This is a genomic window from Streptomyces sp. NPDC006339 (assembly GCF_040612775.1).
Classification (GTDB): domain Bacteria; phylum Actinomycetota; class Actinomycetes; order Streptomycetales; family Streptomycetaceae; genus Streptomyces.
The window spans coordinates 36,987-52,137 of record NZ_JBEXQW010000053.1 but is presented as its reverse complement, the minus strand read 5'-3'; the positions used below and the strand labels follow the sequence as shown (position 1 = coordinate 52,137).

General features: G+C 72.3%; 14 protein-coding genes. 7 read left to right on the top strand and 7 right to left on the bottom strand.

All coding sequences use genetic code 11. The features are described from left to right. Window positions 1–184 precede the first annotated feature (184 nt). The 4 genes from ABZ135_RS32125 (at window position 185) to ABZ135_RS32110 (ending at window position 3,370) form a co-directional block, all read left to right on the top strand. Window positions 185–1,051 (top strand): pyridoxamine 5'-phosphate oxidase family protein, encoded by an 867-nt coding sequence (locus tag ABZ135_RS32125; protein WP_356700767.1) that lies wholly within the window; start codon window positions 185–187, stop codon window positions 1,049–1,051. A gap of 28 nt (window positions 1,052–1,079) precedes the next feature. Further along, complete coding sequence (locus tag ABZ135_RS32120; RefSeq protein WP_356700765.1) at window positions 1,080–1,625, top strand: HPP family protein; 546 nt, start codon at window positions 1,080–1,082, stop codon at window positions 1,623–1,625. A 9-nt stretch (window positions 1,626–1,634) separates the two neighbouring features. After that, a complete protein-coding gene (locus ABZ135_RS32115) occupies window positions 1,635–2,105 on the top strand; it encodes an NUDIX hydrolase (protein WP_356700763.1) in 471 nt (156 codons plus the stop codon). Window positions 2,106–2,209: 104 nt separating this feature from the next. Beyond that, window positions 2,210–3,370, top strand: coding sequence for a serine hydrolase domain-containing protein (locus ABZ135_RS32110; RefSeq protein WP_356700761.1), 1,161 nt, complete (start codon window positions 2,210–2,212; stop codon window positions 3,368–3,370). Between the two features lie 21 nt (window positions 3,371–3,391). On the opposite strand, the gene ABZ135_RS32105 is transcribed toward ABZ135_RS32110, so the two are convergent. Both ABZ135_RS32105 and pepN read right to left on the bottom strand, forming a co-directional pair. Then, a complete protein-coding gene (locus tag ABZ135_RS32105; RefSeq protein ID WP_356700759.1) occupies window positions 3,392–4,222 on the bottom strand; it encodes a hypothetical protein in 831 nt (276 codons plus the stop codon). A gap of 187 nt (window positions 4,223–4,409) precedes the next feature. Beyond that, a complete protein-coding gene (pepN, locus tag ABZ135_RS32100) occupies window positions 4,410–6,977 on the bottom strand; it encodes an aminopeptidase N (protein ID WP_356700757.1) in 2,568 nt (855 codons plus the stop codon). Window positions 6,978–7,111: 134 nt separating this feature from the next. On the opposite strand from pepN, the gene ABZ135_RS32095 reads away from it, so the two are divergent. Further along, window positions 7,112–7,747: a DsbA family protein gene (locus ABZ135_RS32095; protein WP_356700755.1), complete on the top strand. Its 636-nt coding sequence runs from the start codon at window positions 7,112–7,114 to the stop codon at window positions 7,745–7,747. Window positions 7,748–7,904: 157 nt separating this feature from the next. On the opposite strand, the gene ABZ135_RS32090 is transcribed toward ABZ135_RS32095, so the two are convergent. Further along, window positions 7,905–8,549 carry a superoxide dismutase gene (locus tag ABZ135_RS32090; protein ID WP_356700753.1) on the bottom strand — a complete coding sequence of 215 codons (645 nt, stop codon included), beginning with the start codon at window positions 8,547–8,549 and terminating at the stop codon, window positions 7,905–7,907. A 410-nt stretch (window positions 8,550–8,959) separates the two neighbouring features. Between ABZ135_RS32090 and ABZ135_RS32085 the strand changes: the two genes are divergently transcribed. Next, the gene (locus tag ABZ135_RS32085; protein WP_356700751.1) at window positions 8,960–9,955 is read left to right on the top strand and encodes a hypothetical protein; all 996 of its coding nucleotides are present in this window, start codon (window positions 8,960–8,962) and stop codon (window positions 9,953–9,955) included. A gap of 196 nt (window positions 9,956–10,151) precedes the next feature. Beyond that, the gene (locus ABZ135_RS32080) at window positions 10,152–10,388 is read left to right on the top strand and encodes a hypothetical protein (protein WP_356700749.1); all 237 of its coding nucleotides are present in this window, start codon (window positions 10,152–10,154) and stop codon (window positions 10,386–10,388) included. Between the two features lie 112 nt (window positions 10,389–10,500). On the opposite strand, the gene ABZ135_RS32075 is transcribed toward ABZ135_RS32080, so the two are convergent. The 4 genes from ABZ135_RS32075 to ABZ135_RS32060 all read right to left on the bottom strand — a co-directional run bounded on the left by ABZ135_RS32075 (window position 10,501) and on the right by ABZ135_RS32060 (window position 15,079). Continuing rightward, window positions 10,501–11,277, bottom strand: a complete 777-nt coding sequence (locus tag ABZ135_RS32075; protein WP_356700747.1) for an ABC transporter permease — start codon at window positions 11,275–11,277, stop codon at window positions 10,501–10,503. Further along, window positions 11,274–12,047 (bottom strand): ABC transporter ATP-binding protein, encoded by a 774-nt coding sequence (locus ABZ135_RS32070; protein WP_356700745.1) that lies wholly within the window; start codon window positions 12,045–12,047, stop codon window positions 11,274–11,276. Before ABZ135_RS32070 ends, ABZ135_RS32075 begins: the two co-directional genes overlap by 4 nt. A gap of 210 nt (window positions 12,048–12,257) precedes the next feature. Further along, window positions 12,258–13,313 carry a polyprenyl synthetase family protein gene (locus ABZ135_RS32065; RefSeq protein WP_356700743.1) on the bottom strand — a complete coding sequence of 352 codons (1,056 nt, stop codon included), beginning with the start codon at window positions 13,311–13,313 and terminating at the stop codon, window positions 12,258–12,260. Between the two features lie 326 nt (window positions 13,314–13,639). Beyond that, a complete protein-coding gene (locus ABZ135_RS32060; protein ID WP_356700742.1) occupies window positions 13,640–15,079 on the bottom strand; it encodes an amino acid permease in 1,440 nt (479 codons plus the stop codon). Window positions 15,080–15,151: the final 72 nt, after the last annotated feature.

The window sequence follows — 15,151 nt, the reverse complement described above, 5'->3', positions numbered from 1 at the left end:
CGCCGATGTCCCCCAGGCTTCGCCCGGGAGGTGCCCCCACCGCATGGACTCCCTCCTCCGCCTTGCGATCGCACGCACCAGACGCCGCTCCCTGACCCGGCCTGATCCAAAAGACACGGCCTAGCCCCCGCGCCGCCCACCCTGACCGACCTCACCCCACCCGTACCCGGAGGCCCCCGTGTCCGTGACCGCCTACCACCCCGGTTCCCTCGCCGTGCAGGACCGCCTCGGGGTCCGGCGGCTCGCCGAGCACGTGGGCCGCTCCATCGGGCCCGGCATCCGCCCCGTCGCCGCCGCCTTCCTGGAGGCGCAGCCCCTGCTGGTGCTCGGCGCCGCCGACGCGGACGGGCGGATGCGGGCGAGTCTGCTCACCGGTCGCCCCGGCTTCGTCCGGGCGACCGGCCCCCACACCGTCTCCGTGGCGGCCGACCTGCCCGAGGGCACCCCCGACGGCGCGCCCGTCGGCACGATCGCCCTCGACCCGCGCACCCGCCGCCGCATGCGGCTCAACGGCATCGCCCGGCGCAGCGCCCGCGGCTTCACCGTCGAGGCCGAGCAGGTCTTCTCCAACTGCCCCAAGTACCTCCAGAGGCGCGAGCTGTACGGCTTCGCCGACGCCCCCGGCCACCGGGCCGGTGCCGTGCGGCACGGCACGGCGCTCACCCCCGGCCAGGAGCGCCTGGTCCGTGCCGCCGACACCTTCTTCGTGGCGACCGCCGGGCCCGACGGCGCCGACGCCAGCCACCGCGGCGGCAACCCCGGCTTCGTCACCGTCGCCTCGCCCACCGAGCTGAGCTGGACCGACTACCCGGGCAACGCCATGTTCCTCACCCTCGGCAACCTGGAGGCCGACGGCCGCGCCGGCCTGCTCTTCCTGGACTGGGAGACCGGCACCACCCTCCAGCTCTCCGGCCGCGCGCACACCGTGTACGGCACGGGCGGCGACCGCGCCGTCCGCTTCCGCCTCGACCGGGTGACCGAGACCCCGGGCGCGAGCCCCCTGCGCTGGTCGGCACCCGAGTACTCCCCGGCCAACCCGCCTCTCTCCTGAAGCCAGGCCCCGAAGCCAAGGACCGCCCATGACCACGGCCCCACCGCCCACCCCCGCCACCCCGACCTCACCCGCCGCCCCGCCGCCGGCCCCGCCGCCCGCGAAGGCCCCCGCCCGCCCGCGCCCCCGCGTCCTGCTCGCCTCCACCGCCGTCAGCGTCACCGCGCTGCTCCTGCTGGTCGCCGTCGGCACCCTCCTCCACGAGCCGCTGCTCATCCCGCCGCTCGCCGCGAGCATGGCCCTCGTCGCGGGCGCGCCCGACCTGCCGCTCGCCCAGCCCCGCTCGGTCGTCGGCGGCCAACTCCTGTCCGCCCTCACCGGCTTTGCCGTCCTCGCCCTCACCGGCCCCGGCCTGTGGGGCGCGGCCGTCGCCGGCGGTCTCGCCCTCGGCGTGATGGCCGCCGCCCGCACCCCGCACTCACCGGCCGCGGCGACCGCCGTGATCGTCACCCTCCAGAATCCGCCGTTCCGGCCCTTCCTCGCCCTGCTCGCCCTCGCCGCCCTCCTCCTCGTCGCCACGGGCGTGGCCGGCGCCCGCGCGACGGGCCGCCGCTACCCCGCGTACTGGCTCTAATCTCCCTCTATGAAGACCGAGTTGAGGGTGGCGGCCTACGCCGTGTGCGTGCGGGACGGCGAGATACTCCTCGCCCGTTGGGTGACGCGGGACGGGCGCAAGCTCTGGACCCTGCCCGGCGGCGGGATGGACCACGGGGAGCTGCCCGTCGAGGCCCTCGTGCGGGAGGTCGAGGAGGAGACCGGGTACACGGCCGAGCCCGTCGCGCTGCTCGGCATCGACTCCATCCGCCGCCGCGACCGGACCACCCGCCTCGGCCGGCCCCTCGACTGGCAGGGCCTGCGGATCATCTACGAGGCCCGCGTCACCGGCGGCACCCTGCGCAACGAGGACGGCGGCTCCACCGACCTCGCCGCCTGGCATCCGCTGGAGGCCGTGCCCTCCCTCGACCGGGTCGAACTCGTCGACATCGGCCTCCAGCTCCGGCGCGACCGGCCGCCCGTGGGCCACTCGCACCTCTACGATCCGGCGAACGGCTGAAAACGGCTCAACCGTCGCGAGCGGTCTCAACCCGGCCCCCGCCTGCCGTGGTCCCCTCCCCCGACCGCAGCACAGCGATCAGCACAACGAACAGGGGAGCCCGTATGTCAGCCGCACGCACCACCCGCACCACCCGCACCGTCGTCGCCACCGCGCTCGTGGCCGGCCTCGCCGCCACCGCGCTCGCCGCCCCCGCCGTCGCCGCCGGCCCGCCGAAGCCGGGGGCGGGCCACGCGGCCACCCAGCAGGCCCTCGACGCCGCCGTGGCCGCGGGCGTGCCCGGCGCGGTCGCCCAGGCCCGCGACGGGAAGGACCGCTGGACCGGCACCGCGGGCGAGCGGAAGGGAAACGACCGCTACCGGGTCGGCTCCATCACCAAGACCTTCGTCGCCACCGTCCTGCTCCAGCTCCAGGCCGAGGGCCGGCTCGACCTCGACGACCCGGTCGAGAAGTGGCTGCCCGGCGTGGTCCGCGGCAACGGCAACGACGGCCGCAAGGTCACCGTCCGCCACCTGCTCAACCACAGCAGCGGCATCCACAGCTACACCGAGGACCCCGGCTTCCAGAAGAAGATCCTGGGCCCCGGCTTCCTGGAGCACCGCTACGACACCTGGACCCCGCGGCAGCTCGTCGACATCGCCATGACCCACGAGCCGGACTTCGCGCCCGGCACCTCCTGGAACTACTCCAACACCAACTTCGTCCTGGCCGGCATGGTGATCGAGAAGGTCACCGGCCGCCCGTACGGCAAGGCCGTCGAGAACCGGATCATCAAGCCGCTGAAGCTGCGCGCCACGAGCGTCCCCGGCACCGACGCCTCGATGCCGAAGCCCCACTCCCGGGCCTACTCGACGCTCACCCCCGACAACACCGCGGGCGAGGTGCACGACGTCACGCGCATGAACCCGAGCTTCGCGCACGCGGCGGGCGAGATGATCTCCGACTCCAACGATCTCCAGACCTTCTACCGCGCCCTGCTCAAGGGCCGGCTGCTGCCGAAGGCCGAGCTGCGCGAGCTCACGACCACGCTTCCGGTCTCCGCCGAACAGCCGCAGTACCGCTACGGGCTCGGGATCTCGTGGCAGAGGCTCGGCTGCGGCAAGGAGATCTGGGGGCACGGCGGCGGCATCCACGGCTCCCTCTCGGAGGCGCACGCCACCCGCGACGGCGAGCACTCCCTCGCCGTGAACATCAACGCCGACTGGACCGGCGACACGCAGAGCGTGCTCGAGGCCGAGTTCTGCGGAACGGCCCCGAAGAAGTAGGGCAGTCCGGACCCGGGAGGTTCAGCGGGGCAGGACGACGACGTAGGCGGCCGGCTGCCGGTCGGACGCGGCCATCAGGGCCGTACGGACCACGGTCGCCTGCTGGTCCATCGCCTCGCGCAGCTTGCGCGGGGTGATGTGGACGACGGTGATGCCGAGCCGCTCCAGGTGCTCGCGCTTGCGCGTGTACTCCGACCACAGCGCGTCGTCGTCCTGCCGGGGCGCCCGGGTGTCCAGCTCCACGGCGACCGCCTGGTCCGGCCAGTAGGCGTCCAGGCCGCCCAGGTGCGGGCCGCCCGGTAGCCGCAGGTCCACGTTCCACAGCGGGTCCGGCAGCCCGAACTCGCGCACCATCCGGTAGAGCCGCTCCTCGGCGATCGCCCGCCCCTCGGCGAGCAGCGCGTCCACCGCGTCCACCACATGCGGGCGGTTGAGCAGCCGGGCCCGGCTCAACTCCCGTACCACCGCGCCCGGTTCGCAGTGCCCGCCGCTCACCGCCTCGGTGAGCAGCCGGCGCACCACGCCCGCGTCGGACAGGGTCGAGACGGCGTCGGCGAGCGCGCGCGGGACCGGGGCGACCGGCAGCCCCTCGATCTCGGCGGCCCGCGGCAGCTCGGCGGTGCGCACCACCCGGACGTGACCGGTGGAGCGCGGCCGGCGGGTGCGGGCCACGAGGACGTCGACCCGGTCGACGAGACCGGGCGGGGGAGCGGAGGCGAAGCGGTGCAGGGAGAGCGCGGCGAGCCCGGTGATCATCCCCTCGGAGCGGGCGTGGCGCAGGGCCTCCCGGAACCGGTCGACACCGGTGTGGGGGAGGGGGGAGAGGGGGGCGTCGGGGGTGTTGTGGTTCATGCCGACGGTCTTCCGCCGTCCGGCGCTTCCTTAACCGCTGTTACACGCCCGTCGACAAACAGGGACAACCCCGCACTAAAGTACGTGCGTTCGAGTGCCGATGAACAGGGGTTTCCCACGCGAAGGCCCCCGGCGGCACATCCGCCGGGGGCCGTCAGCGCGTCGTGCGCCGGTCCGTCCGTACGGGCTACGCCGACGCGCGCCCGTCGCACTCCTGCGCCCGCAGCGCCCGCGCCAGGTCGTCGCGCGCCTCCAGGACGAGACGGCGCAGCGCCGGAGCGGCCGAGGCGTGCGCGGTCAGCCACGCGTCCGTCGCGGCCAGGGTCTCCGCACGGTCCTGGAGCCCCGGGAACAGGCCCCGCACCACGTCCATGCCGATCTGGATGGACCGGTCCGCCCAGATCCGCTCGATCGCCGCGAAGTACTTCTCCGCGTACGGCGCGATCAGCTCGCGCTGCGAGGGCTGCGCGAAGCCCGCGATCGTCGCCTCCACCAGCGCGTTGGACAGCGTGTCCGACTCGACGACCTGCGCCCACGCCTGCGCCTTGACCGCGGCCGAGGGCCGCGCGGCCAGGCAGCGCACCTGGTGGCGCTTGCCGGTCGCCGTGTCGTCCCGGGCCAGCTCCTCGCCGATCCGGGTCTCGTCGGCGCGGCCGTGCGCGGCCAGCGGCTCCAGGAACGCCCAGCGCAGCTCCTGGTCGACGTCGAGACCGTCGATCGCGGCCGTGCCGTCGAGCAGACCCTCCAGAAGCTGGAAATCGGCTTCCGTGGAGGCCACGGAGGCGAAGAAGCGCGCCCAGGTGAGCTGGTGCTCGCCGGCCGGCTCGGCGAGCCGCAGCTCGCGCAGACCGCCCTCGGCGAGCAGCCGCCCGCCCTCGGCCCGCCAGTCCGGCGCCGCGTAGTGGGTGACGGCCGACCGCGCCCAGGCGTGCACCATCTGGAGCACGCCGATGTCGGTCTCGCGGCCGGCGAAGTCGAGCACGACCTTGACGAAGTCACGGGCCGGCATGAGGCCGTCGCGGGTCAGGTTCCACAGCGCCGACCAGCACAGGGCGCGCGCCAGCGGGTCGGTGATGTCGCCGAGGTGGGCCCGCAGGGTGGCCAGCGAGCCCGCGTCGAAGCGGATCTTGCAGTAAGTGAGGTCGTCGTCGTTGACCAGGACCAGGTCGGGGCGCTCCTGACCGGCGAGCTCGGCCACGACCGTGCGGGTGCCGGTGATGTCCGCCTCGGCCCGCGCGTACCGGGTCAGCGTGCCGTCCGGCGCCACCCGGTAGAGGCCCACGGCGGCGCGGTGCGGGCGCAGCTCGTCGCCGTCCTGGAGCACGGCGAGCTCGGTGATCCGGCCCTCGGCGTCGTGGGTGACGGACGGCGTGAGGGTGTTGACGCCGGAGGTCTGCAGCCAGGACTTGGCCCACGCCTTCATGTCCCGGCCCGAGGTCTCCTCCAGGACGGTCAGCAGGTCCGCCAGAGCGGTGTTCTTGTAGGCGTGGCGCTTGAAGTAGCGGCGCGCGCCCTCCAGGAAGGCGTCCCGGCCCGCGTACGCCACGAGCTGCTTCAGGACGGAGGCGCCCTTGGCGTAGGTGATGCCGTCGAAGTTGAGCTTGGCGTCCTCCAGGTCACGGATGTCGGCCGTGATCGGATGCGTGGACGGAAGCTGGTCGGCGCGGTACGCCCAGGACTTGCGGTTGTTGGCGAAGGTCACCCAGCTATGGGTGAAGCGGGTCGCCTCGGCCAGCGAGAAGGAGCCCATGAAGTCGGCGAAGGACTCCTTCAGCCACAGGTCGTCCCACCACACCATGGTGACCAGGTCGCCGAACCACATGTGGGCCATCTCGTGCAGGATCACGTTGGCCCGGCGTTCGTACGCCGCCTGCGTCACCTTGCCGCGGTAGATGTACTCCTCGCGGAAGGTGACCATGCCCGGGTTCTCCATGGCGCCGAGGTTGTACTCGGGCACGAACGCCTGGTCGTACTTCCCGAAGGGGTACGGGTAGTCGAAGTGGTCGTGGAAGAAGTCGAAGCCCTGCTTGGTGATCAGGAAGACGTCGTCCGCGTCGAAGTGCTTCGCGAGCCCCTTGCGGCACATCGCGCCGAGCGGGATCTCGATCTCGGTGCCGTCGGCGAACGCGCGCTTGTAGGTGTCGGTGACGTAGTGGTACGGCCCCGCGACGACACACGTGATGTACGTGGAGATGGGCGCCGTCTCCGCGAAGCGCCACACCCCGTCCGCGCCCTGCTCGCCCACGCCGTTCGACCAGACCGTCCAGCCCTCGGGCGCGGTCACCTCGAAGCGGTACGGGGCCTTGAGGTCCGGCTGCTCGAAGTTGGCGAAGACCCGGCGGGCGTCGGCCGGCTCGTACTGGGTGTAGAGGTAGACCTCGCCGTCCTCCGGGTCGACGAAGCGGTGCATGCCCTCGCCGGTGCGGCTGTAGGCGCACTGGGCGTCCACCACCAGCACGTTCTCGTCGGCGAGACCGTCGAGCGCGATGCGCGAGCCGTCGAAGACGGCGGCCGGGTCGAGCGCCCGGCCGTTGAGGGTGACCGCGTTCACGGACGGGGCGATCAGGTCGGCGAAGGTGGCGTCGCCCTCGCCGGTCCGGCGGAAGCGGATCGTGGTCACCGAGCGGAAGGTGCGCACGTCCTCGGCGGACTCACCGACCGCCGAGCGCAGGTCGAGCGCGACCTCGTACCCGTCGACGGACAGCAGCGCGGCCCGCTCGTGGGCCTCGTCGCGGGACAGATTCTCACCGGGCACGGTCACTCCTTCGTGGCGCGTTCGAAACAGCACCGATCCTGCCATGTGCCACTGTCGCCCGGTACACGGGAATGCGGCCCGGTGGCCGTGATGTTGCCCTGCGTGGCGCACCCGACCACCTTCCGAGGAGTGACATGTCCGAGAACAGGACCACCGCCGACTTCTTCTTCGACCCGCTGTGCCCGTGGGCCTGGATGACCTCCCGGTGGATGCTGGAGGTGGAGAAGCTCCGCCCGGTCGACGTGCGCTGGAAGGTGATGAGCCTGGCCGTCCTGAACGAGGACCGCCTGGACGAGGTGTCGCCGGAGTACCGGGAGATGCTGGAGACCCAGGCGTGGGGCCCGGTCCGGGTGGTGATCGCCGCCCAGCAGTTGCACGGCGACGAGGTCGTCGGCAAGCTCTACACGGCGCTCGGCACTCGCTTCCACAACAACGGTGAGGGCCCGACCCGCGAGGCGATGGCCGGGGCGCTCGCCGACGTCGGCCTGCCGGCCGACCTGGTGGAGTACGCGGACAAGGACACCTACGACGCCGAGCTGCGCGCCTCCCACAAGGAGGGCATCGACAAGGTGGGCCAGGACGTCGGCACGCCGGTGATCTCCGTGCCCGGCGCGGACGGCACCGAGGTCGCCTTCTTCGGCCCGGTCGTCACCCCGACCCCGCGCGGCGAGGCGGCGGCGCGGCTGTGGGACGGCACCTTGCTCGTGGCGTCGACGCCGGGCTTCTACGAGATCAAGCGCACGCGGACGGCGGCGCCGAGCTTCGAGTAGCCGCCGCCCCCGCCGTACGGAAGAACCCCCGCGATTCACGTCATCGCGGGGGTTCTTCTTTCAACCGCCTGCCCGGTGAAGGTTGAGAAGACGATCACGAGCAGGACGTTCTTCGGGCCCCAGCCCCGGTCGGGCCCGAGGCGGGCCTGGTCGGGCCTCAGATGCCGATGAGCGGGGTGCGCCCCTTCGCGTCGGCGTAGCGCTTCTGCACGTCCTGCCAGTTGACGACCTGCCACATGGCGTCGATGAAGTCGACCTTCTGGTTCTTGTACTGGAGGTAGAAGGCGTGCTCCCAGGCGTCGAAGACCAGGATCGGGACCGAGCCCTGGCCGACGTTGCCCTGGTGGTCGTAGACCTGCTCGACGATCAGACGGCCGCTGATCGGCTCGTAGGCGAGGACGCCCCAGCCGGAGCCCTGGGTGGTCGCGGCCGCCTTGGTGAGCTGGGCCTTGAACTTGGCGAAGGAGCCGAAGGACTCGGTGATCGCGTCGGCGAGCTCACCGACCCCGTCGGCCGCCAGCGGCTCGCCGCCGCCGCCGTCCTTCGGGCTGTTCATGTTGTTCCAGTAGATGGAGTGCAGGATGTGGCCCGACAGGTGGAAGGCCAGGTTCTTCTCCAGGCCGTTGATCGCGCCCCACTGCTCCTTGTCGCGGGCCTCCTCGAGCTGCTCCAGCGTGTCGTTCGCACCCTTGACGTACGCGGCGTGGTGCTTGTCGTGGTGCAGCTCGATGATCTGCGGATTGATCACCGGCTCCAGCGCCGCGTAGTCGTACGGCAGCTCCGGAAGTGTGTAGATCGCCATGTGCCGAGCCCCTTCGACTGACTGCTTATTGCAACCTCTATGCAAGTGCAGGCTAGCAGCAGGTGCGACCGTTGTTGATCAGTCGCTGGTCCTAGGTCATCCGGTCCGCCGGGCACACCGGGTGGACCGGGTGGACCGGGGCGGCGCGGCGGCGCCCGCCCGCCGCCGGCGAAACGCACCGAGGAATCGTTTTTCTGAGGTCAACCGCGCGCTATTCCTTAGCTTTTTCGAGGGGCGTGCGGATAAAACGTGCGCATGCCTTTCCCGGGGGCGGCTTCCGGTGTCGAGTATGGAGGAGTCCAGACGCCGTACGGGAAGGTGCACCGGTTTTGTCTCAGTCATTGAAGGGCGTGGAACTCCCACCCCTCTATTGTCCGCTGGAATCGGCCGTCCACCCCCGTGTGCGGGAGGTGGAGAAACGAGCGGTCGCCTGGATCGCCGAGAGCGGTATGTGCGCCGACGAGGAGGAGCGGGCGTGGGTGGTGGCCACGCACAGCACGGACTTCTTCGGCCGCTTCGCGCCGGTGGCCGACGACGACCGGCTCCTCGCGACCTCGCTGTGGGTGTACTGGGGCTTCGGGTTCGACGACGCCCGCTGTGACAACGGCCCGCTGAGCACCCGGCCCGCCCAGTTCAACGCGCTGGCCGGCGCGGTGCAGCGCGCCGCGGAGGCGCCGACGGCCGTCGACGGCGGCGAGCGTTTCATCCGCCCGCTGCAGGACATCATCGGCCGCTTCAGATCACTCGGGACCGCGCCCCAGGTGCGCCGCTTCCTCGTCGCCCAGCGCGCCTGGCTGTCCGGGGTGGCCTGGCAGATCGGCAACCAGGCGGCGGGCCGGATGCCGGACCTGGACGAATACCTCGCCATGCGGCTGCTGTCCAGCGGCGGCGAGCCGACCTTCGCGATGCTGGAGCTGGCGACCGGGGCGGAGGTGCCCGACGCCGAGCTGCACCGGCCCGCGGTGCGGGCGCTGACCGAGATGGCGATCCTGGTCGCGGCCCTGGACAACGACCGCCACTCCCTGCACAAGGAACTGTCGCGCGGTCACGCCGACCAGAACATCTACAGCGTGCTGACCTACCACCGGCAGCTCCCCCTGGCCGAGGCGGTGGCGGAGGCCGCCCGGATCCGGGACCGGGTGCTGACGCGGTTCCTGCGGCTGCGCGACCGGGTCCGCCCGCACGCCGGCGCGGAGCTCGCCCGCTATCTGGAGGGCCTCGGCCACGGCGTACGCGGCAACGCCGAGTGGGGGCTGCGGGTGCCGCGGTACCTGAGCCTGGGGCGGGTGCCCGACCCGATGGACGAGGAGCCGCTGGAGTGGGCCCCGGCCCCGGCGGACGACCGCGCGGCACCGCTGCCCGGCGCGCCCTCGGTGGCCTGGTGGTGGGACGACGTACTGGCCTGACCGCCGGAGGAACCGCCGTCGTACAAAAGAAAGAAATGGGCGGGGACCGGGCGGAAAAATGGATACGCATATTGATGGTCCAATGCGCCGCCTCCCGCCTCCTTCGAGCGAATCACGCTCGGATTCCCTCGCCGGCGACCGGCCGGCGGATAAGCTCGCCGATGTTCCCCATTCCGTTCTTTCAAGGAGGAATTCCATGTCCGTCATTCGTCGCGCGGCGGTGGTTTCCGTACTGGCGGCCGCACTCGTCACCGGAGCCGCCGGTGCCCAGGCGTTCGCCGCGTCCGCCGCGCCGGCCACGATCGGTGACTTCGACGGGCCGGGCCGCGGCCACGACCGCCCCATCATGTTCGGCCCCTTCGAGATCCCCCGGAACGGAAGCGTCGGCTTCCACTGGGGAACCTCCAACCGAGGCGGCGGCATGGGCTTCTGACGAAGCCGGCCGCCACGCGCGGGGCGGCGTCTCTCCCGGTGGGGTACGGCACGACGGGGCCGTACCCCACCTTCGCGCGTCCGGGGCCGAACGGCCGCCCGCCGCCGCGGACTCAGCGCTTGAGCGTGGCCGCGCTGGCCACCAGGACCCCGATGACACACACCAGGATCAGCACGGCGTCGCGGACGAAGACACCCGTGACGCCCTCGTGCGTGGCCGCCTCGGTGGCCGCCTGCACCGCGTACGTCATCGGCATGAGCATGGCCAGGCCGTCGAGCGCGTCGTGCATCTCGGCCCGGGGCACGAACAGACCGCACACCAGGAACTGCGGCAGCACCCCCGCCGGGAGGAACTGCACGGCCTGGAACTCGTTGCGCGCGAAGGCGCTGACGAGCAGACCGAGCGCCAGCCCCAGCAGCGCCCCGAGCATGGCGATGACCATGAGGAGATACGCGGGCCCCTTGATGTCGAGGCCGAGGGGGCCGATCGCCAGCAGGGTCGAGAGCACGGCCTGGAGCAGGGCGAGGAAGGCGAAGGCCAGGCTGTAGCCGAAGACGATGTCGAGGCGCTGGACCGGCAGCGTCAGCAGGCGCTCGGCCGTTCCCGAGGTGCGCTCCCGCAGGGTCGAGACCGAGGCCACCAGATACATCACGATGACCGGGAAGATCCCGAAGACCTGCGGGCCCACGCGCTCGAAGCTCTCCTCGGCGTCGCGGAACATGAGCTTCAGCAGGACCATCAGCATGCACGGGATGATCAGCATCAGCGCGGCGCTGCCCCGGTCCCGGGAGATCTGGAGCAGGACGCGCTGGGCCGTGGCCGCGGTGATGCCGGGGGAGAAGGGGAGGGGGCGTCCCCGGAACCGGGGGACGGGCTGATGCGATGTCACCGTCGACCTTCGGAGGCGAAGAACGGGCCGTCGTGCTGGGGCACGTCGTCGCTCATCAGCGGTTGGGGGATGGACTGGGAAACCGGCCGGGGGCGGGCCTCGGCCTGGGCCGCGGCGGCGACCAGATGCATGAAGGCGGCCTCCACGTTCGCGCGGCCGGTGTGGCGGAGCAGGTCCTCGCGCGTGGCGGCCGCCAGCAGCCGTCCGTTGCGCATGAGCAGCAGCCGGTCGCAGCGGTCGGCCTCGTCCATGACGTGACTGGACACGAGCAGGGTCGTCCCCTCCTCGGCGAGCCGGCCGAACACCTCCCAGAGCTCGTGGCGCACGAGGGGGTCGAGCCCCACGGTCGGCTCGTCCATCACGAGCAGATCGGGCGTGCCCAGCAGGGCGACGGCGAGGGAGACCCGGGAGTACTGCCCGCCGGAGAGCTGCGAGACCAGCTTGTCGGCGTAGTCGGCGAGCGCGACCTCCTTGACGACGCGGACCACGGCGTTCTCCCGGCGCCAGCCGCGCATGCCGAGGGCGGCGGCGAAGTACCGCAGGTTCTCCAGCACGGTCAGGTCGGCGTAGACCGAGGGGGCCTGGGTGACGTAGCCGACCCGGCAACTGAGCGCGGGAGAGCCGGCGGGAGAGCCGAGGACCTGGACGTGTCCGGCCGACAGCGGCTGGATGCCGACCAGCGAGCGCAGCAGCGTCGTCTTGCCGCAGCCGCTCGGACCGAGCAGACCGACGATCGAGCCCTGGGGCACGGAGAAGCTGACGTCCTGCAACAGGACCTGCCTGCCCCGTGTGACGTGCAGGCCGTACACGCTGACAGCCGGAGGGCAGCCGGACACTCCCCGCCCTTTCCCTGAATGACGTCGGTCTGGTTCCCGGTCGATTGCGTCGCACCGCTCACGCCCGGGACGCGAGAGTCGCGTGACGTGGCGGCTGCATGGCAACGCCGTGGAGGCGCCGTTGGTTACGGACCCGTGGTCCGTTCAGTGGTCGCGGCCGGTGAGCAGCAGCGCCAGGTCGTGCAGCCGCCGGTACGCCTCCGGGCTCGGCTCGGCCCGGGCCAGGGCCCGCATCGCCGCCGACGTCTGCCGCCTGACCTCCTGTTCGGTCCGCTCCCGCCCGCCGGCCCGCTCCACCAGCTCCACCGCCCGGGCGACCTCCGCCTCCCCGAGCGGGCCGGGCCGCTGCAGGAGCTCGGCGAGGCACCGGCCCGCCTCGCCCGGGTCGGCCAGGGCCGCCACCACCGGCAGCGACTTCTTACGCGCCGCGATGTCGGCGCCGACCGGCTTTCCGCTGCGGTCGGAGGCGCCCCAGATGCCGAGCAGGTCGTCCACGCACTGGAAGGCCACCCCCAGGCACCGGCCGAAGTCCCTCAGCCCGTCCACCCGCCGTTCCGGCGCGCCGGCGAGCAGACCGCCGAGGGCACAGGCCGTCCCCATCAGGGCGCCGGTCTTGCCGGCGGCCATCGCGAGGTACTGGTCGACCTCGACGCTGCGGCGGTCCTCGAAGGCCACGTCCTGGCTCTGGCCCACCATGAGCTCGGCCAGCATCGACAGCATCTCCCGTACCGCCAGGTGCCCGGCCGGGGCCGGGATCCGGCCGAGGGTGCGCAGGGCGCAGACCAGCAGGGCGTCGCCGGTGAGCACGGCCGCGGGCGTGCCGAACACCGTCCAGGCCGCGGGCCGGTGGCGGCGCAGCCGGTCGCCGTCGATGACGTCGTCGTGCAGCAGGGAGAAGTCGTGGACCAGCTCCACCGCGACCGCGCCGGGCACCGCGTCCTCGGCCGCGCCGCCGACGGCCTGGGCCGAGAGCAGGACGAGGGCGGGCCTGACGGCCTTGCCGCCGCCGGCCGGCCCGGCCGGGAGCGGGGTGCCGTCCGCCTCGGTCCAGCCGCGGTGGTAGCCCACCACCCGCGCCTCCGGCGCGGGCACGTTGCCGACCTCGTCCCGCAGCGCCGGGGTCACGAGATCCCGGGCCCAGCCCAGCAGGGGGCGCGCCGCCGCCGGCGCGCTCCTGTCCCTGGTGGCGATTCCGCTCATGCGCGACTCCCGGTGTGTCCTGCTGGGGAGGACGCTCCCGGGATGCCCGCAGGGGCATCGCAGCGTCCGTGTGCGTGCGTCATGGCTCCACCTAAGCGAGTCGACGGGCGCCCGCCCCGGCTGCGCTGCCGCGAAACCGGAAAGATCACCTCAGCAGGGGACGGGGGGCTGATCTGCGGATTGTCCACTGGCCCTATCGGCGCGCGCCCGGCGCATTCCGCGCACGCCCGTGAGCCGTCGTGACGACGAAGAACCCCCGGACCGGTCGGGTCCAGGGGCTCTTCGTCCAGGGGTTCTCGAGGGCGGGTGTACGGGCCCGGGGCCGGTCAGACCTGCTCGGCCGCGGTCTCCCGCTCCTTCGCCGCCTTCTCCCGCGCCTTCTGCAGCGCGAAGCCGACCGCCGCGAGCAGCAGTGTCAGACCGCCCGTGTAGTAGAGCTGGATCCGGGTGCCTTCCTCGCGGGCCATCAGGAAGAAGATCCCCGCCATGCCGGCCAGCGCCACCCAGGTCAGCACCGGGAAGCCCCACATCTTCACGACCAGCTTCTCCGGCGCCTCGCGCTCGGTCCGCCGGCGCAGCACCAGTTGGGAGACCGCGATGAAGAACCAGACGACCAGGATGATCGCGCCGATGGTGTTGAGCAGCCAGATGAACGCCTTGTCGGGCGACCAGTAGCTGAGCAGCACACAGCCGAAGCCGAAGACCGAGGACACCAGCACGGCCGGCCGCGGCACGCCGCCGAAGGTGCGGCCGAGCGCCTTCGGGCCCTGCTCGCGGGCGACCAGCGAGCAGGCCATGCGGGAGGCGCCGTAGATGTTGGCGTTCATGGCCGACAGGAGCGCGACCAGGACGACCACGTTCATGATCTGGCCGGCGGCCGGGATGCCCAGGTGGTCGAGGGTGGCCACGTACGGGCCCTTGTCGACGACCGCCTTGTCGCCCCACGGGACGAGGGTGACGATGACCGCCATGGAGCCGATGTAGAAGACCGCGATGCGCCACATCGCCGTACGGACGGCCTTGGCGACGCCCTGCACGGGGTGCTCGGACTCGGCCGCGGCGATCGTGACGGTCTCCAGACCGCCGTACGCGAAGACCGAGGCGAGCAGACCGACGATCAGGCCCTCGGAGCCGTTCGGGAAGAAGCCGCCCTCGCCCGTCAGGTTCGCCGTGCCCGGGGCGTCGGCGCCCGGCAGGACACCGGCGATGGCGAGGACGCCGATGCCGAGGAAGAGGACGATGGCGCCGACCTTGAGGGCGGCGAACCAGAACTCGAACTCGCCGAAGTTCTTCACGGCCGCGAGGTTGGTGGCGCAGAAGACCAGCATGAAGAGGGCCACCCACGCCCACTCCGGGGTGCCCGGGAACCAGCCCGTCATGATCTTCGCCGCGCCGATGCCCTCCAGACCGACCGCCACGCACAGCAGGAACCAGAAGGCCCAGCCCGCCGTGAAGCCGGCCCACGCGCCGAGCGCCCGCTCGGCGTGGACGGAGAAGGAACCGGAGGCCGGATTCGCCGCCGACATCTCGCCCAGCATCCGCATGACCAGCATGACGAGCACACCGGAGATCGCGTAGGCGAGGACGATCGACGGGCCGGCCGCGGCGATGCCGGCGCCGGAGCCGACGAAGAGGCCGGCGCCGATGACGCCGCCGAGCGCGATCATGGACAGATGGCGCTGCTTGAGGCCGTGGGCCAGGCCGCCGGCGGGTGCGGTCGCGTCGTCCTTGCGATCGTCCGGCGCGGGCGCGGTGGTCCGAGACATGGGCGAGCCCTGTTCGCTAGCTGAGACGGGGAGGGTGGCCCACAGTCTGTGGCTCGGCACCGCTCACGGGGA

What these genes read in the sequence shown, in the direction of transcription:
- ABZ135_RS32120 (WP_356700765.1), top strand. Translation starts at nt 1,080, where the DNA reads ATGACCACGGCCCCACCGCCCACCCCCGCCACCCCGACCTCACCCGCC.
- ABZ135_RS32115 (WP_356700763.1), top strand. Translation starts at nt 1,635, where the DNA reads ATGAAGACCGAGTTGAGGGTGGCGGCCTACGCCGTGTGCGTGCGGGAC.
- ABZ135_RS32110 (WP_356700761.1), top strand. Translation starts at nt 2,210, where the DNA reads ATGTCAGCCGCACGCACCACCCGCACCACCCGCACCGTCGTCGCCACC.
- ABZ135_RS32105 (WP_356700759.1), bottom strand. Translation starts at nt 4,222, where the DNA reads ATGAACCACAACACCCCCGACGCCCCCCTCTCCCCCCTCCCCCACACC.
- ABZ135_RS32095 (WP_356700755.1), top strand. Translation starts at nt 7,112, where the DNA reads ATGTCCGAGAACAGGACCACCGCCGACTTCTTCTTCGACCCGCTGTGC.
- ABZ135_RS32090 (WP_356700753.1), bottom strand. Translation starts at nt 8,549, where the DNA reads ATGGCGATCTACACACTTCCGGAGCTGCCGTACGACTACGCGGCGCTG.
- ABZ135_RS32080 (WP_356700749.1), top strand. Translation starts at nt 10,152, where the DNA reads ATGTCCGTCATTCGTCGCGCGGCGGTGGTTTCCGTACTGGCGGCCGCA.
- ABZ135_RS32065 (WP_356700743.1), bottom strand. Translation starts at nt 13,313, where the DNA reads ATGAGCGGAATCGCCACCAGGGACAGGAGCGCGCCGGCGGCGGCGCGC.
- ABZ135_RS32060 (WP_356700742.1), bottom strand. Translation starts at nt 15,079, where the DNA reads ATGTCTCGGACCACCGCGCCCGCGCCGGACGATCGCAAGGACGACGCG.